The 24049-nt window shown below is 59.6% G+C and carries 13 protein-coding genes and 1 tRNA gene; 6 read left to right on the forward strand and 8 right to left on the reverse strand.

The window, feature by feature from the left end:
* Nucleotides 1-2: 2 nt before the first annotated feature.
* The 4 genes from LOZ74_RS04420 (at nucleotide 3) to mobF (ending at nucleotide 12026) form a co-directional block, all read left to right on the forward strand.
* Nucleotides 3-2870 (forward strand): DNA methyltransferase, encoded by a 2868-nt coding sequence (locus LOZ74_RS04420; protein WP_047822153.1) that lies wholly within the window; start codon nucleotides 3-5, stop codon nucleotides 2868-2870.
* Nucleotides 2870-8392 (forward strand): DUF3320 domain-containing protein, encoded by a 5523-nt coding sequence (locus LOZ74_RS04425; RefSeq protein WP_230293066.1) that lies wholly within the window; start codon nucleotides 2870-2872, stop codon nucleotides 8390-8392. Before LOZ74_RS04420 ends, LOZ74_RS04425 begins: the two co-directional genes overlap by 1 nt.
* A gap of 460 nt (nucleotides 8393-8852) precedes the next feature.
* On the forward strand, nucleotides 8853-9083 hold the full coding sequence (locus LOZ74_RS04430; RefSeq protein WP_061926353.1) for a hypothetical protein: 231 nt from the start codon (nucleotides 8853-8855) through the stop codon (nucleotides 9081-9083).
* Nucleotides 9084-9086: 3 nt separating this feature from the next.
* On the forward strand, nucleotides 9087-12026 hold the full coding sequence (gene mobF, locus LOZ74_RS04435; protein ID WP_230293067.1) for a MobF family relaxase: 2940 nt from the start codon (nucleotides 9087-9089) through the stop codon (nucleotides 12024-12026).
* Between the two features lie 132 nt (nucleotides 12027-12158).
* Here the strand turns inward: mobF and LOZ74_RS04440 are convergent, their stop codons facing one another.
* From LOZ74_RS04440 to LOZ74_RS04455, 4 genes are all read right to left on the reverse strand, one after another.
* Nucleotides 12159-14417 carry an AAA family ATPase gene (locus LOZ74_RS04440; RefSeq protein ID WP_230293068.1) on the reverse strand — a complete coding sequence of 753 codons (2259 nt, stop codon included), beginning with the start codon at nucleotides 14415-14417 and terminating at the stop codon, nucleotides 12159-12161.
* Between the two features lie 41 nt (nucleotides 14418-14458).
* A complete protein-coding gene (locus tag LOZ74_RS04445; RefSeq protein ID WP_230293069.1) occupies nucleotides 14459-16666 on the reverse strand; it encodes a restriction endonuclease in 2208 nt (735 codons plus the stop codon).
* Between the two features lie 434 nt (nucleotides 16667-17100).
* Entirely contained in the window at nucleotides 17101-18249 is a 1149-nt protein-coding gene (locus LOZ74_RS04450; RefSeq protein WP_230293070.1) for a site-specific integrase, read from the reverse strand.
* A gap of 166 nt (nucleotides 18250-18415) precedes the next feature.
* Nucleotides 18416-18507, reverse strand: a tRNA-Ser gene (locus LOZ74_RS04455).
* A 264-nt stretch (nucleotides 18508-18771) separates the two neighbouring features.
* On the opposite strand from LOZ74_RS04455, the gene LOZ74_RS04460 reads away from it, so the two are divergent.
* Nucleotides 18772-19674, forward strand: coding sequence for an EipA family protein (locus tag LOZ74_RS04460; RefSeq protein WP_230293071.1), 903 nt, complete (start codon nucleotides 18772-18774; stop codon nucleotides 19672-19674).
* A gap of 16 nt (nucleotides 19675-19690) precedes the next feature.
* On the opposite strand, the gene LOZ74_RS04465 is transcribed toward LOZ74_RS04460, so the two are convergent.
* Both LOZ74_RS04465 and LOZ74_RS04470 read right to left on the reverse strand, forming a co-directional pair.
* Entirely contained in the window at nucleotides 19691-20674 is a 984-nt protein-coding gene (locus LOZ74_RS04465; RefSeq protein WP_230293072.1) for a calcium/sodium antiporter, read from the reverse strand.
* Nucleotides 20675-20717: 43 nt separating this feature from the next.
* A complete protein-coding gene (locus LOZ74_RS04470) occupies nucleotides 20718-20936 on the reverse strand; it encodes a hypothetical protein (RefSeq protein WP_230293073.1) in 219 nt (72 codons plus the stop codon).
* Between the two features lie 310 nt (nucleotides 20937-21246).
* Between LOZ74_RS04470 and LOZ74_RS04475 the strand changes: the two genes are divergently transcribed.
* Nucleotides 21247-22422, forward strand: coding sequence for an aromatic amino acid transaminase (locus LOZ74_RS04475; protein WP_230293816.1), 1176 nt, complete (start codon nucleotides 21247-21249; stop codon nucleotides 22420-22422).
* A gap of 88 nt (nucleotides 22423-22510) precedes the next feature.
* Here LOZ74_RS04475 and LOZ74_RS04480 read toward each other — a convergent pair whose 3' ends face one another.
* Together LOZ74_RS04480 and ribD are read right to left on the reverse strand one after the other, a co-directional pair.
* On the reverse strand, nucleotides 22511-23116 hold the full coding sequence (locus tag LOZ74_RS04480; RefSeq protein ID WP_230293074.1) for a riboflavin synthase: 606 nt from the start codon (nucleotides 23114-23116) through the stop codon (nucleotides 22511-22513).
* Complete coding sequence (gene ribD, locus LOZ74_RS04485) at nucleotides 23101-24033, reverse strand: bifunctional diaminohydroxyphosphoribosylaminopyrimidine deaminase/5-amino-6-(5-phosphoribosylamino)uracil reductase RibD (protein WP_230293817.1); 933 nt, start codon at nucleotides 24031-24033, stop codon at nucleotides 23101-23103. The genes LOZ74_RS04480 and ribD overlap by 16 nt, the downstream gene beginning before the upstream one ends.
* Nucleotides 24034-24049 lie beyond the last annotated feature (16 nt).

Raw genomic sequence — 24049 nt, forward strand, 5'->3', positions numbered from 1 at the left:
CCATGACCCCTGCAGAATTTATCCAGAAATGGCGCGCCGTTGACCTGAAAGAGCGTACGGCTTCCCAGTCGCACTTTAACGACATTTGCCGTCTGCTCGACATCGAAGACCCGATCACCGCCGACCCCAAGGGCGAATGGTTCACCTTTGAAAAGGGCGCTTCCAAAACCGGCGGGGGCGAGGGCTGGGCAGATGTCTGGCGCAAGGAATGCTTCGCCTGGGAATACAAGGGCAAGAAGAAGGACCTCGACCGCGCATTCGCCCAATTGCAGCAATATGCCATCGCGCTCGACAATCCGCCGCTGCTGATCGTCAGTGACATGGACCGCTTCCGCATCCACACCAACTGGACGAACACGGTGCAGGAGGTCCACGAATTCGCGCTGGATGATCTGCTCGATGGCGCCACCCGCGATCTCCTGCGCAATTGCTTCCTCGATCCTGAACGGCTGAAGCCAGCAAAGACGCGCCAGATGCTGACCGAAGAGGCAGCAGAGGAATTCTCCCAGCTTGCCCAACGTCTGCGCGCGCGCGGGCATGAGGCCCATGCCGTCGCCCACTTTGTCAATCGGCTCGTCTTCTGCATGTTCGCCGAGGACGTTGGCCTGCTGCCCGACCACATGTTCACTGCCATGCTCAAGGCCAGCGTCGGGAAGCCGGATAGCTTCGCAACCAACGCAGCCATCCTGTTCGGGGCAATGAAAACCGGCGGACTGGTCGGCTTCACTAGAGTCGAATGGTTCAATGGGGGCCTGTTCGATGAAGACAGCGCCTTGCCCCTCGAACGCGCCGATATCGACAACCTGATTGCCGCCGCCGCTCTGGACTGGTCGGAGATTGATCCGTCAATCCTCGGCACGTTGTTTGAGCGTGGGCTGGACCCTGACAAGCGCAGCCAGTTGGGTGCGCATTACACCGATCGCGACAAGATCATGCAGATTGTCGAGCCGGTCATCATTCGCCCGCTAATGGCGGAATGGGATGTGGTTCGGGCAAAGATCGAGGAAGCGTTGGCCAAGGCCGAAAAAGCCACTGGCGGCGCGAGGACGCGGGCAGAGACCGAGGCCAAGCGCCATCAGGCTGAGTGGCACGAACGGCTCCGAAATTTCCGCGTCCTTGATCCCGCCTGCGGATCGGGCAATTTTCTCTATCTCTCTTTGCTGGCGCTCAAGGATATCGAGCATCGCACGAACCTTGAGGCCGAAGCGCTCTCACCGGCGCTTGCTGCACGCTTTCCCTCAAGCGGGCCGGAAAACGTCATGGGAATTGAAATCAATCCCTACGCTGCAGAACTAGCACGAGTCTCGGTCTGGATTGGAGAAATCCAGTGGATGCGCCGCAATGGGTTTGAGGCCGCCAAAAACCCGATCCTTCGCAGCCTTGGGAACATCGAGTGCAGAGATGCGATCTTGGCACCCGATGGGGCGGAAACACAATGGCCGGATGCAAATGCAATTGTCGGCAATCCACCTTTCCTAGGCGCAAAGCTTATGAAGCGTCTGCTGGGCGTGAAAGAGACGGAAGAAATTCGGGCTGCATTTGAAGGGCGATTGCCCGGTTTCACCGACCTTGCCTGTTACTGGTTTGAGAAGGCGAGAGAGAAAATTTCCGAAGGGCGCTGTGAGCGAGCGGGCTTGGTTGCCACGAACTCCATCCGAAAGAATACGAACCTTCCAGTCATGAAGCGCATTCTAAATGACTCGCGGATTTTCGAGGCGTGGAGCGAAGAGAAATGGACCATCGATGGCGCGGCAGTCGACGTATCGCTCGTTTGTTTTGGTGACAGTGGGCAGGCAGCCTATCTCAACGGCCAGGAGGTCGATTCAATCAACCCGGATTTGACCACTGGACTAAATCTAACATTGGCGCGTGCGGTACCCGAGAACAGGAATGGTGCCTATCTTGGGATCCAGAAGAGTGGTCCTTTCGACGTTCCGGGAGGGATGGCGAGAGTATGGTTGGCTGAGCCTACAAACCCCAATGGTTTGCCTAACAGCGAGATATTGAAGCCATACTGGAACGGAGATGATGTAACCGGGCGTCCAAGGGATTTTTGGCTCATCGATCTACCGCTCGGCCTTAGCGAAGCAGACGCATCCGCATTCGCGAGCCCGTTCGAACACATCCGAACAACCAATGACGAGGACGGAAAGACAATTGCAGAGCTTCGCGCGGAGCTTGGCGATCGGGCGGGCCCACGATGGTGGGAACCCCATTGGCCACGTCCAGAAATGCGGGCAAAGATCCATGCGGTTGATCGATATCTCGTCACGCCAGAAACTGCTCAGTATCGGATCTTCGTATGGCTCCAACTGCCGATACTGCCAGACAAGAACTTGATCGTAATCCCGCGTGATGACGATACGACCTTTGGTATTTTGCAGTGCCGGTTCCATGAGCTCTGGGCGCTGCGGAAGGGTTCTGACCTCCAAGACCGTCCAAGGTATACTCATACCTCGGTATTCGCGACCTTCCCTTTCCCGGTAGGACTTACGCCCGATGTCCCGACCGCCGATTATGCCGATGATCCGCGAGCGCAAGCCATCGCAACAGCCGCTTCCCGGCTCAATGAAATGCGCGAGAACTGGCTCAATCCGCCAGACTTGGTCGAGCGCGTCCCCGAAGTGGTTGAAGGCTATCCCGACCGCATCCTGCCAAAGGACGAGGCCGCCGCGAGAGAGCTGAAGAAGCGCACCCTCACCAACCTCTACAATGCCCGCCCCGCATGGCTGGACCACGCCCACCGCGCGCTCGATGAAGCGGTTGCCGAAGCCTACGGCTGGGGCGACGACTACCGCGCCGGTTTGCTGACCGACGACGAGATTCTGGCGCGCCTGTTCCGGCTCAATCAGGAAAGGGCGAACGGCTGATGCACGCTCCAGTCGCACCCGAAATCAATCGCCTGATTGACCTGATCGACTACGTCGAAGCCACCGAGCGCGACAAGCTGAAGACCGTGCTGGATTATCAGGACCACAAGGCCTTCCGGAAAACCGGCGCTGAGCTTCAAGGGTTGCCCGGCGTCGCGCTCGACGTGGGCCGTGATGACGATCCGATATGGTTGCGTGTCGACCGGTTGCCAAAGAAGGCGCCGCCAGCCCCGGAGGACGCTGAGCTATCGGTCTGGTTGACCTATCGCGACGATCCAAAAAGCGAGCCGCGACTAAAGAGCGAAGTCGCAGGAGCCGTCCTTGTTGAGGCTGGCTTGATCGCGGCCGAAGATGCTCCCGAGCATGTTTCGTTCGAGCACTTTGCCGAGCGCGAGGAGGTCGAACTCCTTTTCGAGTATTGGCTGAAAAATGCCTGGGCGAGTTGGGTCGAGACCGAGACGCCTCGCCGCGCGACAATCGCGCTCTATAATGCGCTGTTCATGCTGCGCCAGCAACTCGAAGGCGTTAGCGATATCCCGCTTGAGCTTACGTGCGGCATCGGCTTCGCTACGCTGTTTCGTGACGGCAAGCGATTGCGGTACCCCTTGCTGACTGTAGCGCAGGAAATCAGCCTGAATGAGTTGACCCATGCAATTGAGGTGAGGCCTCGCATGGAAGCCGATCCTGGCCTCGAACTGGATGCTCTGGACAAGATGGGGCTGGGTGCGCTCGATCAATGGCGCTCTGCCACCGAGAAGTTTCTTGACGAACTGGAGGAAGAGAGCCTGTCTCCATTCGCCTCGGAGACGTTTGCGCCGCCGCTTCGCCAAGCCGCTGCCTTGCTCGACCCTGACGCTGTGTACCTTCCCGATCAGGATCCACCGCAGTCCGGGATCATCCCTTCGGTCGAACCACAGTTCCGCATTGGCGATGCCTTTGCATTCTTCCAGCGAGAGCGTCGTGCCACGCAGTTGATGGAAGATTTGCGCCGGTTCCGCTCACTTCTTGAAGACGGGGAAGAGGCGCCGGAGCTGCCGAGCGCAGTGGCCTCCCTGCTTGTTGAGCCCGCCGATGCGGTGAGCGAAGAGGAATACCCCGAGTTTCGCGGCATCTCCAGCATTCCCGGTGTAACGACCTCGACAGGTGAAGGGAAGGATCTGTTCTTTCCTTTGCCTTTCAACCGAGAACAGGTCGAAGTGGTACAGCGCCTGGAAGTGCGCCCTGGTGTAGTTGTTCAAGGGCCGCCGGGGACTGGCAAGACACACACCATTGCAAATATCATTAGCCACTACCTTGCCCTCGGTAAGCGCGTCCTGGTCACATCGCAAAAGGCGCCCGCACTGAAGGTTTTGCGAGACAAACTACCGGAAGCGGTGCGTCCGCTCGCGGTGAGCCTGCTCGAAAGCGATCGGGACGGTCTCAAACAGTTTCAGGAATCCGTCGATATCATCGCCGAAAAGCTCCAACGCCTGCGGCGCCACGAGTTGCAGGACGAGATCGATGATCTCGACGAGCAGATTGACAGGCTGCACCGGCAACTGGCGCTGATCGATACAGAGGTCGACAAGATTGGTCGCGCGGCAATTTCGCCAATCACGCTGGATGGCGACACTTACGAACCAATTCGCGCCGCCCGGCTGGTCGCAGCCTCGCCGGAACTAACAGCTTGGATGCCGGATGATCTCGATGTGTCTTCATCCTGCGATCCAGCGTTTTCCGATTCCGACATCGCCGAACTCAGGACGGCTCGGAGGGTCGTAGGCGACGACCTCGTCTATATAAACGCGCGTCTTCCGGACCTTGAACGCCTTCCCACAGTTGAAGCGCTCCTAAATGCGCACAAGGATCTGTCTAAAGCCGAGCAGATAAGGGAGAGGATAAGCAAGGGCGAACTTCCGGCTTTGCGAGCGGACCGGGATGACACTGTTTCGCGCCTGCGAGATCTGACGGCAAAACTGAAGTCACTATCTGCAGAGGAGCAACGGGTATCAGGGGCACCCTTTGCATGGACTAACGAGCTGCTTCTTTGTCTTGGGCAAACCGAACCGGACGACCGTCTAACCGCGTTGGAGAGCCTGCGCGAAGAGGCTTTAAGGCTTGGAGCCGAGTATCAATACTTCCTGACCAGACCGGTTTTCGTGCCTGAAGAAGCACTTGGCGATCCAAAGTTTCTTGTTGCCATCGAGAAAGAGGCCGAAGGTAAACCGGCAGTCGGACTCGTTGGCGGGTTATTCGCTTCGAAACTCAAGGCTCAGCTGGGTGAGGTCACTGTGTTGGGCGAACCAGCTTCAGCCGCCGAGGACTGGAGCGACGTTCAACGATTTATCATAGCACGGGCTTCAATTCGGCGATTTCAGGCAGCGTGGAACAACGTGGTGGCTGGCGGGATCGGTGATCGCCTGGAGGGGCAAGAGTTGGGCGTGGCGCAACTCGCAAAACGTCAGTTCGACCATATCGACGCTGCCAATGCATTGATAGCCAGTCGCCGAAAGATCCGGGCAGTAGTCGATGCGACATTTGTTTCGTTCCCTGCTCTGCGGGATGGTGATCAGCAGGCCATTCACAGCCTACTTGAAGCCGTCGATGCTCATCTTTTGCGATATCGATTGGCTGATGCAGAAGGTTTGCGCACCTCTCTCCTCTCCGAGCTCGAGCCTTGCGAATACGAAATCAGCACGGAGCTTCGTGCCCTGGCAGCTACGCGTTTGGGCAGCCCGGAAATCTCAATCGATGCACTGGCAGAAGCGTGGAATTCGCTCATTACGCGCCTGAGAGAAATAAAAGGGAAGCACGAAGCTTTCGCGAAGGTTTCGAAGGCAACAGACCTCGTTGAGAAATCAGGTGCATCAAAATGGGCTCAGCGCTTGAGGTCCAATCCGGTCAATGGTGTTGAGGACGAACTTCTACCCGGTGATTGGGAAAACCGGTGGCGTCTTCGTCGCCTAGAGAGGTGGCTGGATACGAACGACAAGCATCACCGACTCAGGGAACTCGGCACTGATCGCAGCGAGAAGGAGGTTCTCCTCAAACGAGCATACGAACGCTCGATTGAACTGCGAACCTGGTTGGAACTCAGCAAGAAGGCTAGTGATGGGGTCAAGGCGGCACTTGCCGCCTATGCAGATGCGGTTCGTAGAATTGGACGAGGTACTGGGAAACGTGCTGGCCGATACAGGCGCCAAGCGCGTGAGGCATCCGATCGCGCCAAGGGCGCTTTGCCTTGCTGGATTATGCCGCATTATCGGGTTTCAGAGTCCCTTCCAGCAGATTTGGGACTCTTCGATCTCGTGATCGTTGACGAAGCGTCGCAATCGACGGTAGCGGCATTACCCGCCCTACTACGCGCCAAGGCAATCCTAATCGTTGGCGATGATAAACAGGTCAGTCCAGACCTTGTCGGACGCGACCAGACGCGTGCAGATGAACTCGCGGCACGACACCTTTCTGGGCAAGTCCCCGATTATCGGGCTTCGCTACGCGAAGAACAATCGCTGTACGATCTTGGCAAAGTGGTCTTCGCCGGTGGGGCGATCATGCTTACCGAACATTTCCGTTGCGTCGCGCCCATCATCGAATTTTCCAAGGCGCAGTTCTACAATCATAGGCTGAATCCTCTGCGGCTTCCGACTGCTTCAGAACGACTTGATCCTCCCTTGATCGACGTTCGAATTGAAGACGGATATCGACAGGGAGACATAAATCCTCCCGAAGCGGCTTACATCGTCGAAGAAATTGAGAGAATCGCATCCGACCCAAAGATGGCAAAGCGGACAATCGGCGTAACAACCCTATTGGGTCAAAAGCAGGCAGCTCACATTTATGGCCTGATCGAGCAAAAACTCGGACCAGAGGTGATCGAGCAACACCACCTACGCGTTGGCGATCCCACAGCGTTTCAGGGTGATGAGCGAGACATCATGTTCATATCCTTGGTTGCTCAAGCGGGCGGCAGCGCTCTGTCAGGAGTCCGATTTGAGCAACGCTTCAACGTTGCCCTTTCGCGAGCATGTGATCGAACGTATCTTGTGCGCTCAGTAGACGTAGAAGCCCTTGGACATGCCGATCAGCTGCGCCGCGCGCTGCTGGACCATTTCCGGATGCCGTTCCCATCTGATGGCCAAGAGGCCAAGGATCGGCGGGAGAAGTGTGAGTCCGATTTTGAGCGCGAGATGTATGATTTGTTGGTCGAGAGAGGGTACAGGGTCGACACCCAAGTCAAGGTAGGGGACTTTAGGATCGACCTCGTCGTCGAGGGCGAGAATGACCGGCGTGTCGCCATTGAATGCGACGGCGATAGATATCACGGCCCTGATCGCTGGGCCGCCGACATGAACCGGCAGCGTATTTTGGAAAGAGCTGGTTGGACGGTCTGGAGATGCTTCGCATCTCGTTTCGTCAGGGACCAAGGACAAGTCCTGGAGGAACTGGTCGGATTTTTATCCGAGCGTGGCATTCAGCCAGTTGGCGGTTTCGACGAGTGGACAAGTCGACATGTTGAGCAACGTACCTGGCGTACTACTGACGCAGCTGGAGGTGACGACGCAGAGCAAACTTTCGCGCCTGATGAAACCGCTGACACTAGTGACGGTAACCAGGCCACCACGAATGATGAAGCTGCTCAGCATTCGCCTGCTGAGGACAAGGATCGCAACTCGACCAGGGTCACTGAAGGCCAAGTTCAGGCGGAGATTTTGCAGTTGATGTCGGATGGACAGGTCTGGAGCAACGCCCAGCTGAAGCGGACGTTGCCTGACCACCTTCCACTGTCACCTGCAGACCGCGAAACTGCTGCATTCAGGCCGCACGAAGAGAAATGGGAGGAGCTTGTTAATAACGCACTTTCTCCATCGCGCGGCAACTCGCTCCATTCGCGCGGGTTGGTGGAAAGCCGAGGAAGGGGGCTTCACCAGCTTGCCACCTTGCCTGGTCAAGATGAGCCGCAGACCTCGAATGATCGGTCCGTGGAATCGCCTGGAGCGGTTTATCGTTTGCCCCTTCACGAGGTGGGGCAAGAGTACCAGTTTTCCGAGTTGTCAGTGCCCGAAGGCGATGGCGATCAGATTTATGAAGATGGCTATCAACGACGGCTGGAATCAATCGTCGGGGAAGTCATCGAACTCGAAGGACCTGTCTACCTAGACTTAGTTGTCGAGCGGGTCGCCCGCGCGCACGGGAAGCAAAAGGCGGGAAGGATAATTCAGGAGAGGGTCGTTGCTGCGGTACCAGCCGAATGCCGACGGTCGCACGATGGGGATCGCCTTGTCCTTTTTTCCAAGCATTCGAGCCCGGAGACCATCGTACCCCTAAGGCCCTCAAGATCCGACTGGAGATCGCACCGGGATATCCCATTGATTGAGTTGGCGAGTTTGGCGCTACCCGGAATCCGTTCGAAGAAATCAGACGAAGATATTCTCGCGCATTTCTCCAAAGCGTTCAAATTGGCTCGGCTCCGACAGCCGACGAGGCTCAGATTCGAAGAGGCAATTGCGATTGCGAGATCGGCAGTAGAGGCTGAGGTATGATTGTTTCAGGCATACGACGCTCCTGCGCCGCGCGGGCGCGGAAATCCTTCGGAAATGCGTTCGAAAATCCTTCAGAATGCACTGCCGAAATGACTGGTCACGTGGGGCCGTTACGGGAAATTTGATGGCACACCGTACCCGGAGATCCGGTGTTTGGGATGCCAGGATTTCTGCGGGTTTCGCAGCCATTTGACCATCTGTCGCCAAGTATTGTCATCTGATGTCACTTCTCGATCCGCAACTCACATGTGAGTTGCTCGGATCTAAGCTATTAATTTGAAATCGAAAATTAGCGTTTTCCTACAGGGTGGTCGCTGCCGTAGACTGATGTCAGTCGAGAGGGGTCATTGGGCCGAGGAGGGGCGGCCAAACGTCAGGTGACGCCGTGCGGTTTGCCCTTCAATGCTATGTCGACGAAGACCTTCATGCCCTTGTAAAAGCCGCTGCTGATGCAGCGCATATGAGCGTCAGCCAATGGCTGAAGCTCACCGTCATCGAGGCGCTCGAGCAGCCCCAGGACGAGGCGTTCCGCGATCAGGTTCTGGCCGATCTGCTCTTCACCAAGATCGCCCTCGATGGCTGGCTCCGAACCCACAAGGATAAGGAGCTGCGGGACCGGGTTGTGGTCGCTTACCAACGACGCATTCGCGAATATCGCGAGCGCAAAGCCGCGAAGCGCGAGGGGCGCTGAGCGATGCTTTCGGTTGCCAATGTGCGCTCGGCTGGCGGTGCGGCCAACTACTTCGCCAACGACAATTACTACACCAAGGCAGACGCTGATCGGTCCGGAATCTGGGTCGGCAAAGGTGCGGAGCTGCTGGGTCTTTCAGGCGCGGTCGATGGCAAGGCGTTCGAGGCAATACTGCGCGGGGAACTGCCCACTGGCGAACGGATCGGGCACCAGGGACAGTACCATCGGGCGGGGATCGATCTGACCTTTTCACTGCCAAAGAGCTGGTCGCTTCTGGCACTCGTCGGCAAGGATCAGCGGATCATTGACGCCTACCGTTCGGCGGTCGTCGAAACCCTCCAATGGGCGGAGAAAAATGCGGCCCAGTTTCGCACCGAGAAGGGTGGCAAAGAACGGCTGCATGCAAGCGACAACCTGACTGTCGCGCTGTTCCAGCACGACACCAACCGCAATCAGGAACCGAACCTGCACTTTCATGCCGTCGTCGCCAATATGACGCAGGACAAGGATGGCAAGTGGAGGGCGCTCCGCAATGACAAGCTGTGGCAGCACAATACCTTGCTCAACGCCATGACGATGGCGCGCTTCCGGATCGAGGTAGAGAAGCTTGGCTACCGGATCGGCGCATTCGGAAAGCACGGCAACTTCGAAGCCAAGGGCATCGACCGTGATGCGGTGATGGCCTTCTCGACGCGGCGGCAGGAGGTGCTCGAAGCCCGACGCGGCGGCGGGCTTGAGGCGGGCGTCGTGGCGACGCTGGCGACACGGCAGGCCAAACAAAGCGATGTGGATCGCGGTGCCTTGATGGCTCAATGGGAGGGGCAGGCCTGGGATCAGGGGCTCGACCTTGAAGGCATGGTGCGCGACGCCAAGCTGCGTTCGCACGAGCTGGCTGTTGCGGCTGCCAAGCGGGCAAATGATCGCCCCACTTTACTTGAACGGGGCAAGGCAATGATCGCCAGCGTCGCCGAGCGAATGGGCATCAAGGAGGGCGATCCGCTCATCCCTAAGCGGATCCATCTGAAAGGCCGGGAAAAAATTGCGACGGCTCACGCGGTTGCATCGGCGGTGCGGCATTTGTCCGAACGAGAATCCGCCTTTACGGCAACTGATCTTGCCAAAGCTGCGCTCGATTTCGGCTTGCCGACAACGATGAAGTCAGTCGAAAAGCGCATCGGTCAACTTGCGCAACAAGGTGCGCTGCTGCGTGGGCGTGGCACGCAGAAGGGGTGGCTGACCACATCCAATGCATTGGCGCTGGAGACCCGCATGTTGGCCGAGATCGAGAAGGGAAAAGGCGCAGTTCGTCCGATCCTCAACGCGGACACTGCCGGGCCATATCTGCAAGCGTCGGCAGCCATCAACTACGGCATGAAATTGAATACCGGTCAGGAAGCAGCAGGCCGGTTGATCCTGTCTTCGACCAATCGCGTGGTAGCCGTCCAAGGTGTGGCAGGGGCCGGCAAATCAACCGTGCTGCGGCCACTAAATCAGCTTCTGGAAGAACACGGCAAAAGGGTGGTCGGCTTGGGTGTTCAGAATACTCTGGTCCGCATGCTGGAAAAGGATACCGGCATTCCGTCGATGACATTGCACCGTTTTCTCGGGCAGAATCGTAAGCTGCTTGATGGCTCGGCAGGTAAAGCCGAGATAGCCGCTGCGCGCGAGGAATTTCGCGACACTGTTCTTGTTCTCGATGAAGCCTCAATGGTCTCTACCCGCGAACAGGACCGCCTGATCCGGCTTGCCAATCTGCTCAAGCTTGATCGCCTCGTCCTCATGGGCGACGAAAAGCAGCTGGGGGCTGTCGAAGCGGGGAAGCCCTTCGCTCTGGCGCAGCGCGCTGGGACCGAAACGGCGCGCATGGATCACAATCTTCGTGCGCGCTCAGATACATTGAAGATGGCGCAGCAGGCGGCCCAGTCAGGCAAAACCAGCGATGCACTCGAACATCTCAAGGATCATATCGTCGAGGTCCAGGAAGACAGTGCAATCGTTGCGGCGGAACGTTGGCTGTCCCTTCCGCCTGCCGAGCGCGAACGCACGTCGATCTTTGCGGCAGGTCGTCGTCTGCGCTCTGAGATAAATGCCGCGGTTCAAACCGGGCTCGCCGCCAATGGCGAAATCGGACCGGCGGGCGCACGGCTTACAGTTCTGTCCCGTGTGAACGCGACCCGCGAGGAATTGCGCTACGCGCGCAACTATCAACCGGGAATGGTGCTTGAAGTGGCAAGCCGCCAATCGCGGCATGATCTCGGACGAGGAAGCCATGAGGTCGCCGCCGTCGATACCGAAAAGGGTGTTGTTACGCTTCGCGATGAGCGAGGGCACTTGCGCCGCTTCGTGCCAGCGAAATTGTCGTCGAAGGGCAGCGACCAAACATTGCAGCTGTTCGAGAAGAAGGATCTCGATCTCTATACCGGGGACGCCATCCGTTGGACGGCGAGCGACCATAAACGCGGATTGATAAATGCCGACACCGCAATAGTGACCGCGATCAACCAGGACGGCGTGACGGTCACGAGCTCCAGCGGCATGGAGCATAAACTGAAGCCGAACGACCCGATGCTGAAGCGGATCGACCTCGCCTATGCGCTCAACGCCCATATGGCGCAGGGCCTCACAGCAGATAAGGGCATTGCCGTGCTCGACAGCCGCGAGCGGCGCCTGCTCTCGCAGAGCAACTTCCTTGTCACGATCACACGTCTGCGAGACGAGCTCACGCTGATTGTCGACAACCGGGACAAGGTTGGGCGAGGGATTGCGACTAATCTGGGCGAGAAGACATCAGCCGCTGAAATCACCGAGCGACTTGGCCTAGCGGCAGCCAAGGGACAGCGCGCGGGTCAGATCCAAGCGGCCAACCAGGAACCGAAGGTCGAACGAGATAAGGAACCTGAGCTGACCAAGGAGCGGATCAAGCCGTTCGAGATTGGCTTGTAGCGAAAGGGCATGAAATGGGGCCGATTGCAGACAGGCAGTTATCGGTTCGAAAATGTTGCATATCGTCCGTAGAGGGACAGGCTTCGCGGTAGGTTGTTTGAAGGAAACACTTGACGCAATGGGGCCATTCGCTCACGCCTCGGAAAGCTTCTTTAGGCCTGCATAGTGAAGTGGCGCGACGGCTTTGATCATGTCCAACAGGTAGGCGGTATTTTTCTGGGCTTCCGCCACCAAGGCCGGATCGAAGCCTTTTCCTGTGTGATGGGACAGATCATTCGCGAACTTATAGATCGCAGTTTTTTTGTGGGGGTCGAAGTCTGTTTCCTCCAACTTCAAATAGAGGCTCTTGCTAGACGGCACATGAAAATCGAGGAAGGTCTCGAGAACCTTCCGAGCGATATTGGGGACATGATAGCAACCCAGAATCGTGCCGTCGGACTGAAAGGTATAGAGAACCTTGAAGAGGTAGTGATATTCCGTAGCGTGGTCGATCAGCAACTTGTCGAGCGGAGCGAGACGGGCAGACCTGCCATCGGCCGTCTCGGTGCAGAGAACCATTGTGTAGGTTTTGTCCGTTTTGGGACCGGGGATGTTTCTCACCCAGTTGATGAGCAACCGAAGGAACTCAAAATTGTGAGTGAGGATGAAAAGCTGCTTCACCCCCTGGACACTATTCTTCAGAAATGAAAAAGCCTGATAGATCGCTGAGGCGTCGAGACTTGAGATCGGGTCGTCGATCACGACGACGCCTTCGGCGAGATCGAAATCCTGATCTTTGAGCTGCACTAGGAAATAGAGAAACGCGATTGCGGTCTTTTCTCCCTCGCTGAGGCGCTTGGCAGGCTTGCCACGCCTGAGGACGCGATAGCCATCCGCGCCGGATTCAAAGCGCAAATCGGTGCGCCCCAGAAATTGCTTCAGATGTTCGGTGAGGTCAGCTCCGCCCGCGTGTTCATTTGAGACCTTTGCCTGTTTGTCGATGATCGACTGCGACAGATCCGCAAGGCTTCGCTTGTCTGGAAGGCCGTTGCCGCCATTGGTGAGCAGATGAATCTCTGCTTTCAGTGCTGCGATTGAGTCGCTCTGCTCCTTCACCTGATCCCTAATTGTCAGGAGGTAATGCGCTTCAACCGCGTTTCGAGCATTGGCCTTTTCAGCATCGAATGCGCTCGTCTTTGCATCATGACGTTTCAGGATGTCTGCGACAGCCTGCAATGCTGCCGTTAGGCGCTCGGTGTCAGACACCATCGTCGGCTCATAAGAGGTTGTGCGCTGAGTCAACTTGACCTTCAGCGCTGCATCGATTTCGTCGAGCTTTTCGATCAACATTCTAGTCTGTTTGCCAACGGCTTCGATCGCGGTGTCGTAGTCCGCGCGGAGCTCAGAGTAGAGCGCGAGGCGATCGGGCAGCTTGAAGCGGCCGAGCGCCTCCCGGATTCCAGCAAGAGAAAGTCTCTCGGCTTCTATGTCTTCTTTGAGCTTCTGATCTTCGGTGCTGAAATGCTGCGCAAGGGCCTGCAAGCGGGTTGCTGGCAAGGTCTGCTGGCAAAACTCACAGCTCTCGGAACCGTGTTCTTTATGGAGCTTGATTCCATCCTCTACCCAGGCCGCAACGGCAGGTTTGCTGGCGAGCCTCTCAATAACGGCTGATTGCGCGGTCCTGTTTGTCAGTATGCCGGCTCGCTCGGCCGCCCCACCAGCAGCGGCGACTACCCCAATCGGTGGAGTGCCATCCGGCTGTTGGATGGCGGGTTGAGTTAGCGCACCGACGGCCGGCATTTCCTCTTGGTGAACGGTCGCTCGATGCGCCTCAAGCTCCTCATTGCTGAGGGATTTGGAATCCTCTGTAAGTTTGGCGAAGGCGGCCTCAGCATCTGGCTTCCGATATGTGCGAAGTGTCGAGCCACTGGTGGCCTCGCCAATCGTTTGAGCGATTTTGGAGAAGACTTTTCCCTTGTCGGCCTCTTGCTTCGTGAGAGCTGCATTCTGGGTCCGTATGGTCGCAAGACGTCCGTCGCGCGTTGCAATCTCCGCTTTCAGGTCCTCGGCGATCGCCTTATTCTCCTCGCCGAGTATGAGAATGTGGCGGAGCGGACCGTCGAAACGCCCGATATTCGCGTCGACGAAGTCGCTGTTGAAGACGCGCACCTTACGTAGATAATTTTGGCCGTGAGTCAGCGGGCCGGACTCTGTCTCCACACTGAATTCGAGCGCTGGATGATCGGGATGCGTCCCAGCCTGCAAGCAAGCCAGTAGGCGAGACAAGGTCGTTTTTCCTGAGCCATTTTCCCCGTAAATGACATTGAAGCGCCCAAAGATCGGCAATCCATCTGGCGCCGAATAGTTGTCGAAGACTCCAAAGCCTTTGATCTTTTTTATTTGGGTAAGCATTTGCCCTCCTATGCGTAAATTAGCACAGGACGGTGTGGGTATCAGCCCTTCAGGCCATTGAACATAGACCGGATCTCCACATCACTCATATTGCGATGGGACGTGACGCCGCCTCCCCTGTATCCCTCCTCCGGATCGTGCCGCGGCTCGTTTTCCTCCAACGCCTCCCGCCGCCATCGGATGTCGCGCTTCACTGTGTGGGACGAGAATCCGCGCTTCTCCAACAGTGCGAGCAGGCTCCTCTCGAACTCGTCGAGGTCGTCGAGGGTCGTGATCGCCTCGAGGTCGCAGTCCATGCTGCGCGTGAAGGTCCACATGGCGGATTGGACGGCGGTCGCGGCCCGCTCTTGGTCGTTGCCGTAGGTGAACAGCGCTTCGTCCATGCTCTCGATGTCCTCGAGTGGCAGGCACATCGCCTTCTTCTCAAGCATTGTGGCGGCAGCCTCCGTGGCGACTGATCGGACGCGCGCCTCCACCTCGGTCGGCAGGAGCGTCATCGCGGACCTCTCGAGTAGCGAGCAGATCTCCCGGACCTCCGCCTCGTCGACGCCCTCCTGCTCGATCCCCATCAGCGCCGTGAGCATCCTGTCGATCAGCCCTTGGTCACGGAACTCGTCGCAGAGGTCGAGGGCGAGCTCCAGATACGCTAAGCGCTGCACCCTGCCGCCATCGCGAACCCTGTCGAGTGCCGCGGTCCAGACCGTCGTTGACCCCTCCCAGTCGTCCCGATGGACACGAAAGATCGCGAAGCACTCGCCGAGCTCGTTGGCGGTCTCGATGCAGGGGACGATAAGCGGCATTAAGCGATCTGACCGAATGACGCCGCGAAGATAGTCGCGGAGGCCAGGATTGGTGAAGTGGACGAGACTGTTGAGAAGGCTGAGGGCAGAGCCCTCGATTTCCTGATAGGCGGCTCGGAATCTAGCCTCGATCTCCGAGGTGCGCAGAGTGTTGCCCAACGCCGTGGCGACGCGCACGAAACTGTCTTTCAAAAGAGTGATTCCGACGAACGCGCCGTTGATCGCCATCGCGAGAAGCACCGTTCTTGCATCCTCGGACATATGCTGCCTGTAGGGCCGGTCCCAGAGCTCGTGCGGATTGTCGAGGACCTGCTGGATCAGTTCGCGCGTAGGCCGCTCGTCCAAGGCGAGATATTCGGACCGCGTCAGCATCTCGATTAGGCGCGGATTGAAGTTCTTGTGGTCGATCATGGCCAGATAGAAGCCGTCTTCTAGAATGGCGTCCTTCTGGGTCTCGGTCAGGCCTGAGAAGTGGATGTGGTTGTAGAGAATCCGCGCCTTCGCCTCGCGGGTGTAGGCGCCGACATTTAGGACGTAGCTGCGGACTCCCTTTGCCGCGTCGAGGCGGGCCGATAGCATCTTCGCCTGCGCAAGCACGTAATCGCGCGTTGTGAGGATGAACTTGAGATCCTTCTGGGCCGCCACTCGCGACAACAAGGGCGGCAGCCTCGCATCCAAGCCGCGGACGTGGTCCGCGGAGAGGGCGACTTGGCCGAGAAAGTCGTCGAAGAAGATCAGACGCCTCTCGCCCTCGCTAGCGACAGCCATTGCCTCCTCGATATCGTCCACGACGAAGATCCGCCAACCCTGCTCGGCATGACGCCATAGCAGGATCTGAGCCAGCGTAGTCTTCCCGACGCCCGGCGCGCCCGCGATGATCAAGGCCCCTGTGTCCGCCAGCAGCGTCTCGGCGTCGGCCACGCTCTGGTTCTGAACAAAGCGCGGTATCATGCCGCAGATGATCTCCAGCTCCGCCGCCGTCCGGTTAAAGACGCCGCTGTGGATGATACGCTCGAGCACGGCCGAGCTCGCCAACCACAGCTTGAAATGGCGCTGCTCCACCTCAGAATGGAGGCGGAGGAGATTATTGAGATCCTCGCGGCCTAAGATGTCGACCTCCGCCAGCGGCACCTCCGGCATCGCCGCCACGATCTTGGCCTTCAGCGCCGGCGTCATAGAGACGGAGGTTGCCAACAGGTATCGGCTCGGCGAGAGAGTGATCGCCTTGGGGCATTCAAGACGCATCGCCCGCACCAGAGCCGCCGGGCCGCTGCGGGCGTAGTGCTTCGCCTGCACGACGATCTGATGCGGTCCGGACATGTATCTTACGTCGACGCCCTGATCCCTGCCGGGCCCAAAGCTCTCCAGTCTCCGTGACCAATGGGCCTGCAGCAAGTCGCGGACGAGTTCTTCGAAATCGAGAGGGGAGAGATCGTGGAAGTCATTCATAATGAACGCGGCAGTTTCCGAATTTTTTCACCAGAAGGGAAGAAGTAAATGATCAGAGCAGCTGGTCCGCGCCTCACCTGATTCCATACCGCCGCAGCGATCCCATTCGGCCAGTTTAGGAAAACCTTATGACGATCGATCTCACGCGTCCCGGTTGGGGCACACCCGCACGAAGGCGGAGCTGGAGAATGAACAGCAGGAGTTCCCCCACCTGCTCCTCAGCCTCTGTCGCTCACTGATAGCCAGTCGGTGCAGGGCTGGGCGTCGGTCCCTAGCGGGACCTGCCATTCGACAAATCACGCCGGAACGGCAGGAGAGTCCCAAAGCCCGCTGCCAAATCAACCGATAGCTACGTCTACTTTCGGGCAATCGCCGGTTCGGCCGTAATGACTGGGATGAGGGCGCAAAGCCGTCGTGCCCACGAGAGCGCTTCTTTATCTTCCGACGCAGAAGTCTGACCATTCGCGCATCAGCTCACGCCGCTTGTCCAAATAGTTGGTACGGCGATAGGCCGCTTCCACTTTGTTGCTGACCGTGTGCGCTAGCGCCGCTTCCGCCACTTCGCCGGGGTAGCTTGTCTTCTCGGCGGCCCAATCTCGGAACGCAGATCGAAAGCCGTGCACCGTGAAGGGTAGTTTCGCGTAACGCAGGATCTTGAGCAGCGTCATGTCGGACATCGGGCGCAATACGTTGCGACCGGGGAAGACCAGATCGCTGCATTCAGCGTAGTAAGGTCTGGCACGTTCGAGCAGGTCGATTGCGGCATCGGTCAGCGGGACCACGTGTTCCTTTCCGACCTTCATCCGCTCCGCAGGGACAGTCCAGAGTTTCGCGTTCAGATTGATCTCCGCCCATTTAGCACCCCGCACTTCGCCTGATCGAGAGGCAGTCAGGATCAGGAACTCAAACGCGAGCCGTGCGACACTCGTTCGCTTGTGCAGATGCTTCAAGAAAGTTGGGACATCCTCATAGGGCATCGCAGCGAAATGGCCGTCCTGCTTCGGCTGTCGTGGCAGTGCGCGGCTCAGCGAGCGCATTGGCGCTTCGGTCGCGCGCATTCCGTTTGCGTATGCCCAATCCAACACAACGCCTATCCGCTGCTTTACCCGGCGAGCCGTCTCTGGCTTTTCCAGCCAGAAATCGAGCAGCACTTCACGGATGAGCGGTCCCTCGATGTCGTTAACGAGTCTGTCGCCAAGCTTCGGGAAGGCATAGGTTTCGAGTGTATTGATCCATTGATCCTGATGCTTCCCATTTTTCCAGGTCGCCTTTTGCTCAGAGTGAACCTTCGTCGCAGCCTCCTTAAAGGTTAGAATCTCGATTTTCTGGCGCTTGCGCTCTTCGATCGGATCAATGCCTCGCTGAATATCGCGGCGCATGTCGATCGCGAGTTCGCGGGCTTCAGCCAATGTAACTAAGTCTAGTGGCCCTAGGCCGATGTCCCTTCGGCGCCCGTTTATGGTCGCGCGCAGCACCCAATACCCCTTTTTTGGGGCGGTGAGCAGCAGCGACATGCCATCGCCATCCATGTAGCGGCCCGGTTTAGTGAGAGCTCGAATCTGAGCGGCGGAAAGTTTTCCCATAGCCATCCATCCTGGTTCTCTTCCCACATCTGCTCCCACAATGGTGGGTAGAAAGTGTGGGAAAGGTTAGAACAAAATAAGAACTAGAGATTCCGATGCAAGTCCAAAAAACCGCAGATTTCTGCGGCGTTCAGGGACTTTCTGGGATCTCTTGGGATGGTATAGGTGGCGGAGACGGAGGGATTCGAACCCTCGAGACAGGTTACCCCGTCTGGTTCCTTAGCAGGGAACTGGTTTCAGCCACTCACCCACGTCTCCGGAAGAAGGGGGCCTATAGCGAGCGTTATCGCGGCCATCAAGGCTGCTTTTGCCATTGCGGGCAAAGCTTGCAGAAAGCGGCGGATAAGTGGGGCGGGGGACTCGATCCGGCGCGAAATGGATTCGATTCACCGCCCATTCATTGCCGGAATGGCTGCATGGATTCAGGCAGCCACGAACGACATGCGTGGCATCGCAATGCGGACAGGTCGCCACGGCGCCGGTCCGGCAGGATGCGGACACGAACACGACGGGGTATTACCGATGAACATGCGCTCCAACTTTGCCAGGCGGGCATCGGCGCTTTTGCCGATCGCTTTCGGATTGGCCGGTTTCGGGTTGGCCGGTTTCGGATTGGCGGCCCAGCCCGCACTGGCGCAGATCCAGACGATCGATCCGAACACGACCTATAACTCCGGCGCCTATCAATCGTCCGGCGGGGCGATCGATGGTGATCTGAACGGCGAATTGCCGCCCGTGTCGGGCGATGCGATGGAGGGTGACCCCTATGCGGTACAGCCAGCACCGGCACCGGTTCCGGCCCCATCGCCGGCACAGGATCCCTATGCACCGCCTGCCCCGGAACAGGGCGCGCCATACGATCCCTATGCCGCGCCGGTTGCAGAGGGTGCGCCCACCGATGTGGTGCCCGCCGAACAGGCCGCGCGTCAGGCGTCGACATCCTCGACCTATCAGGAAGACGATCTGATGGGGGCGGCCGAGGGCGTGTTCGGCGAAGGTGCCGAAGGTCTTGCGGGCCTGATCGAGAAAATCCTGAAAGATCAGGGCGAGCCCAATGCCTATATCGTCGGGCGCGAGGCTGGCGGTGCGTTCATCGCGGGTGTCCGCTATGGATCGGGCACCATGTATCACAAGGTCGAGGGCAACCGGCCTGTCTATTGGACCGGTCCGTCGGTCGGCTTCGACTTTGGCGCGAACGCGGCTTCGACCTTCGTGCTTGTCTATAATCTGTGGGACAGCGAGGAGCTGTTCACCCGCTATCCGGCGGGCGAGGGCGCGGCCTATGTCGTGGGCGGGCTGAATGCCAGCTATATGCGCAAGGGCGATGTGGTGCTGATCCCGATCCGGCTTGGCGCCGGTGCGCGGCTGGGCATCAACGCGGGCTATATGAAATTCAGCAAGAAACAGGACTGGCTGCCGTTCTGACCGGGGGGCCTGACCCTCATGCGGTCACAAGCAGCCAGGTGAGATAGACGGTATAGGCCAGCACCAGCGCGCCGCCCAGACTGCGCCCGACCCTGCGCCAGCGCAGCGCGACGAACAGCAGGCCCGCAGCGCTGAGCGTGAGCAGGCCAAGATCCCACGGCAGCAGGCCGGCGGGCAGCGGGGCGGGGGCGATCGCCATGGTGACGCCCCCGATGCCCAGCAGATTATAGATATTCGATCCGACCACATTGCCGAACGCCACCTCGGTTTCGCCCTTGCGCGCGGCCATGACCGATGTGACCAGTTCGGGCATCGATGTGCCGATGGCGATCACGCTCAATCCTATGGCGGTTTCGCTCAATCCCGCGATACGCGCGAGTTCGATGGCGGCATCGACCATGAACCGCCCCCCGACGACCAGCAGGGCCAGCCCGCCCAGGGTCAGCAGCACGGGAATGGTCCAGCCCTTGCCGCTGGCGTGCAGGGGCGGTTCCTTCATCTCTGCCGCTTCGGCCCGTTCATAGGGGGCATTGGGCACGGAAACCGAACGGTCGCGCAATTCTTCCTGATAACAGCGTGCGATATAGGCGATCAGCGCGGCCAGCATGGCGAGCCCGATCCATGTCGCGCCCCAGCCCGACCACGCCAGCAAAACCAGCGCTGCCGAACCGGCGAGCGCGACGCCCGTGTCGCGGCTGGCGATGTCGGCGCGGATGACGATCGGGGTCATCAGTGCCGCCGAACCCAGTATCAGCAGGGTATTGGCGATGTTCGATCCGGCGATATTGCCCCACGCGATGGCGGGCGAACCGGCCAGCGCGGCCTGAAGGCTGGCGACCAGCTCGGGCGCGGACGTCGCAAAGCCGACGATCACCAGCCCCACGATCAGCGGCGACACGCCCGCGCTTTCGGCAAGGCGCACGGCGCCGCGCACCAGCAATTCGCCGCCCGCCAACAGTCCGGCGAGACCGATGGCGAGCGTCAGCAGGGTCAGTATCACGACAATAATGCTCTCAATTATGCGTCCGGTTGTGCATTGCGTGTCACGCAGGCAGCGCCGGCCACGCCGTTTGGGTGTCTTTGGCGCGGCGCGGCGTGAACCGGCTGGCGGCGGAACGGTGCAAGGCGGCCCGTATGCGATGACGCAACAGGCGAAGCCGCAGCATGTTCCACGCATCCGGATCACACCGCTGCTTTTCCATGCGCAGATGGCGATCCACCTTTTGCAAAAGTTCGGTCAGTCTGAAAATACGGCCCTTCATCTATCGCTCCTTGATCGAGGCTGTTCGACCGGTCATCGATGCGATGTGGGGAAGCAGGAAGTTCGGCCCGTCGATCGCGCATCGGATGATCCGATGCGGTCCGACATCACGCGCATTCTGCAACGAATGCACGCCAGAGGGGCCCGGCCCGCAAGGTTGATGTGGGAAGGGGGCTTTCCGATTTCAAGATAAGTCGCACTGCTGCGGGGCGTTCGGGGCTTGCCCGACGGGCAAAGCACCGGCATGGAGCGCCCGCCCCGACGCGGTCGGGTCACGAATCGATTCCCAAGCGAACAGGATTGCCATGACCATGCTTGCCCAGCTCACCCAACAGCCCCCTGACGCGCTGCTTGCGCTGATCAAGCTCTATTCGGCTGACGAGCGTGCGGACAAGATCGACCTTGGCGTCGGCGTCTATCGCACGGGGCAGGGCGACACGCCGGTCTTTACCTCGATCAAAAAGGCCGAACAGATCCTTGTCGATCATCAGGATTCCAAGGCCTATCTCGGTCCCGAAGGCGACATGGGCTTTGTCGAGGCGCTGAAGCCGATCATCTTCGGTGCCGGTTTTTCCAAGCTTGACCAGATCGACGGAATGCAGACGCCGGGCGGCACCGGCGGCGTGCGTCTGGCGGCGGCACTGGCCAAGGCGGCGGGCGTTACGAAAATCTGGATGGGCACGCCCAGCTGGCCCAACCATGCGCAGATCATGAAAGACCTTGGCGTAGAAGTCGGCACGTTCAACCATGCCTCCGCCGATGGCACGGCCGATATGGCGGGCCTGCGCGAGGCAATCGCCGCGGCGGCGCCCACCGACGCCATCCTGCTGCACGGTTGCTGCCACAACCCCACCGGCATCGATTATACGCTGTCCGATTGGGAAGAAATCGCCCGCCTGCTTGCAGGAAAGGGCATGCTGCCGATCCTCGACCTTGCCTATCAGGGCCTGGGCGACGGGCTGGAAGAAGACGCGGCCGGTGTCCGTCTTGTGCTGGAAGCCGTGCCCGAAGCGCTGATCGCCTATAGCTGCGACAAGAATTTCGGCCTGTACCGCGACCGCGTGGGCGCGATCTATATGATGGGCGAGGGGGTGGATTGCCTGCCCTGCATCGCGTCGAACGGTGCCGCGCTGGCGCGTGCCAACTGGTCGATGCCGCCCGATCACGGCGCGGCTGCGGTGCGCACCATTCTGGAAGATGCGGCACTGACCGCAGAGTGGAAGGACGAGCTGGAATCGATGCGAACCCGCATCAACCAGGTTCGCGCCCGGCTGGCCGAAGCAGGCGTCGCCGGCAGCGTCGACCTGCGCCCGCTGGCCGGACAACGCGGGTTGTTCGCGATCCTGCCGCTCTCGAAAGAACAGATCGCCGCGCTGCGCAGCGATCACGCGATCTATATGGCGGGATCGGGCCGCATCAATATCGCGGGCCTGACGATGGGCAATATCGACAAGTTCATCAAGGCAGTGGCCACGGTTAGCGCCTGACGCCAACACCTGATCGGAACTGAGCGGGCAGGCATGAAGCCACGCCTGCCCGCTCTTTAACAATGCAGATCAAAGCTGCCGTACAGGCCTAGGTCTGAAGCGACTGCATCCGCTTCAAATAGCGGGCCAGCACGTCGATCTCCAGATTGACGATATCGCCCACGGCCAATGCACCCAGCGTTGTCACTTCGGCAGTGTGGGGAATGATATTCAGCGCAAAGCGGGCCGTGCCGCCGGGCAGGTCCTGAACCGCATTCACCGTCAGCGAAACGCCATCGACGGTGATGCTGCCCTTGCCCGCGATGAACGGGGCCATATCGGCAGGGGCGTCGATTTCGAAATGGATCGATCCGCCGCGTTCCTCGCGAATGGCGACGGTGCCGACCGCATCGACATGGCCGGTCACGATATGGCCGCCCAGCTCGTCGCCCAGCTTCATCGCCTGTTCCAGATTCAGGCGGCGACCTTCGGTCCATTGGCCCGGCGTGGTGCGGCTGCGGGTTTCCCCGCTGACATCGACGGCAAACCAGCCTTCGCCCCGCTCCACCACCGTCAGGCACACGCCCGAACAGGCGATGGAAGCGCCGATATCGATGGCGGACGTGTCATAGGGGCAGGCGATGCGCAGGCGCGTGTCGCCCTGCTGTGCGACCGTGCTGACGGTGCCGATGGCAGTGATTATTCCGGTGAACATGGCGTGCGCTCGTAAAGGCAGAACTGGTCCTTGCCAAGCATCCGGCTGTCCGCCATCCGCCATCGCCCGTGCGCCCGATCGAGCGAGGCAAGGCCGATATCGCCGATCCCGCCCATGCCGCCGCCGATGATGACGGGCGCACGATAGATCGCCAGCCGGTCGACCATATCGGCCGCCAGAAAGGCCGCCGCCGCCTTGGCTCCGCCTTCGACCAGCAGATATTGCGCGGGCATCATCGGGGACAGATCCGCCGCATTGCGCAGGGCCTGCCAGCCATCGGGCACATCGCCATGCGTCAGCGCCCAGCGCGCGGGGCCGCAATGGTCCAGGCCGTTCAGCCGCACGTCCAGACGCGGCGCATCAGCCCGCAGAGTGCCGCCGCCGACCAGTATCGCATCGCTCATCGCGCGCAGCATATGGGTATGCGCGCGCGCTTGGGGGCCGGTGATCCATTGGCTTTCGCCGCTGGCCATGGCGATGCACCCGTCAAGCGACAGAGCAAGCTTCAGCGTGACATGCGGTCGGCCCCGTGTCTCGCGCATCAGGAATCCCGCCAGCGAAAGGCGGCTGGCCTCGCAATCGGCCAGCACCGCTTCGATCCCCGCATCCTGCAAAAGCGCGATGCCGCGCCCGTTGGTGCGCGGATCGGGATCGCCGCAGCCGATGACGACGCGGGCGGGGCGCGCCTCGGCCAACAGGCTGGCGCAGGCGGGGCCGCGGCGGCTTTCATGCGCGCAGGGTTCCAGCGTGACATAAATCGTGCTGCCGCGCACCGCATCGCCTGCTTCTGCGATGGCGACGGCCTCGGCATGAGGGCGTCCGCCCTCGGCCGTCCAGCCGCGACCGATGACCTTGCCGTCCCTGACCACGATGGCACCGACCGCGGGATTGGGCCGCGACAGGGGGCGCCCGCGCATGGCCAGCGCCGCCGCA

The organism is Croceicoccus sp. Ery5, assembly GCF_020985325.1.
In the GTDB taxonomy this organism is placed as follows: Bacteria; Pseudomonadota; Alphaproteobacteria; order Sphingomonadales; family Sphingomonadaceae; genus Croceicoccus.

Bases quoted from the DNA above. Each gene is read 5' to 3' on its own strand.
- LOZ74_RS04420 (WP_047822153.1), top strand. From the start codon at position 3: ATGACCCCTGCAGAATTTATCCAGAAATGGCGCGCCGTTGACCTGAAA.
- LOZ74_RS04425 (WP_230293066.1), top strand. From the start codon at position 2,870: ATGCACGCTCCAGTCGCACCCGAAATCAATCGCCTGATTGACCTGATC.
- LOZ74_RS04430 (WP_061926353.1), top strand. From the start codon at position 8,853: ATGAGCGTCAGCCAATGGCTGAAGCTCACCGTCATCGAGGCGCTCGAG.
- mobF (WP_230293067.1), top strand. From the start codon at position 9,087: ATGCTTTCGGTTGCCAATGTGCGCTCGGCTGGCGGTGCGGCCAACTAC.
- LOZ74_RS04440 (WP_230293068.1), bottom strand. From the start codon at position 14,417: ATGCTTACCCAAATAAAAAAGATCAAAGGCTTTGGAGTCTTCGACAAC.
- LOZ74_RS04445 (WP_230293069.1), bottom strand. From the start codon at position 16,666: ATGAATGACTTCCACGATCTCTCCCCTCTCGATTTCGAAGAACTCGTC.
- LOZ74_RS04450 (WP_230293070.1), bottom strand. From the start codon at position 18,249: ATGGGAAAACTTTCCGCCGCTCAGATTCGAGCTCTCACTAAACCGGGC.
- LOZ74_RS04460 (WP_230293071.1), top strand. From the start codon at position 18,772: ATGAACATGCGCTCCAACTTTGCCAGGCGGGCATCGGCGCTTTTGCCG.
- LOZ74_RS04470 (WP_230293073.1), bottom strand. From the start codon at position 20,936: ATGAAGGGCCGTATTTTCAGACTGACCGAACTTTTGCAAAAGGTGGAT.
- LOZ74_RS04475 (WP_230293816.1), top strand. From the start codon at position 21,247: ATGCTTGCCCAGCTCACCCAACAGCCCCCTGACGCGCTGCTTGCGCTG.
- LOZ74_RS04480 (WP_230293074.1), bottom strand. From the start codon at position 23,116: ATGTTCACCGGAATAATCACTGCCATCGGCACCGTCAGCACGGTCGCA.
- ribD (WP_230293817.1), bottom strand. From the start codon at position 24,033: ATGCGCGGGCGCCCCCTGTCGCGGCCCAATCCCGCGGTCGGTGCCATC.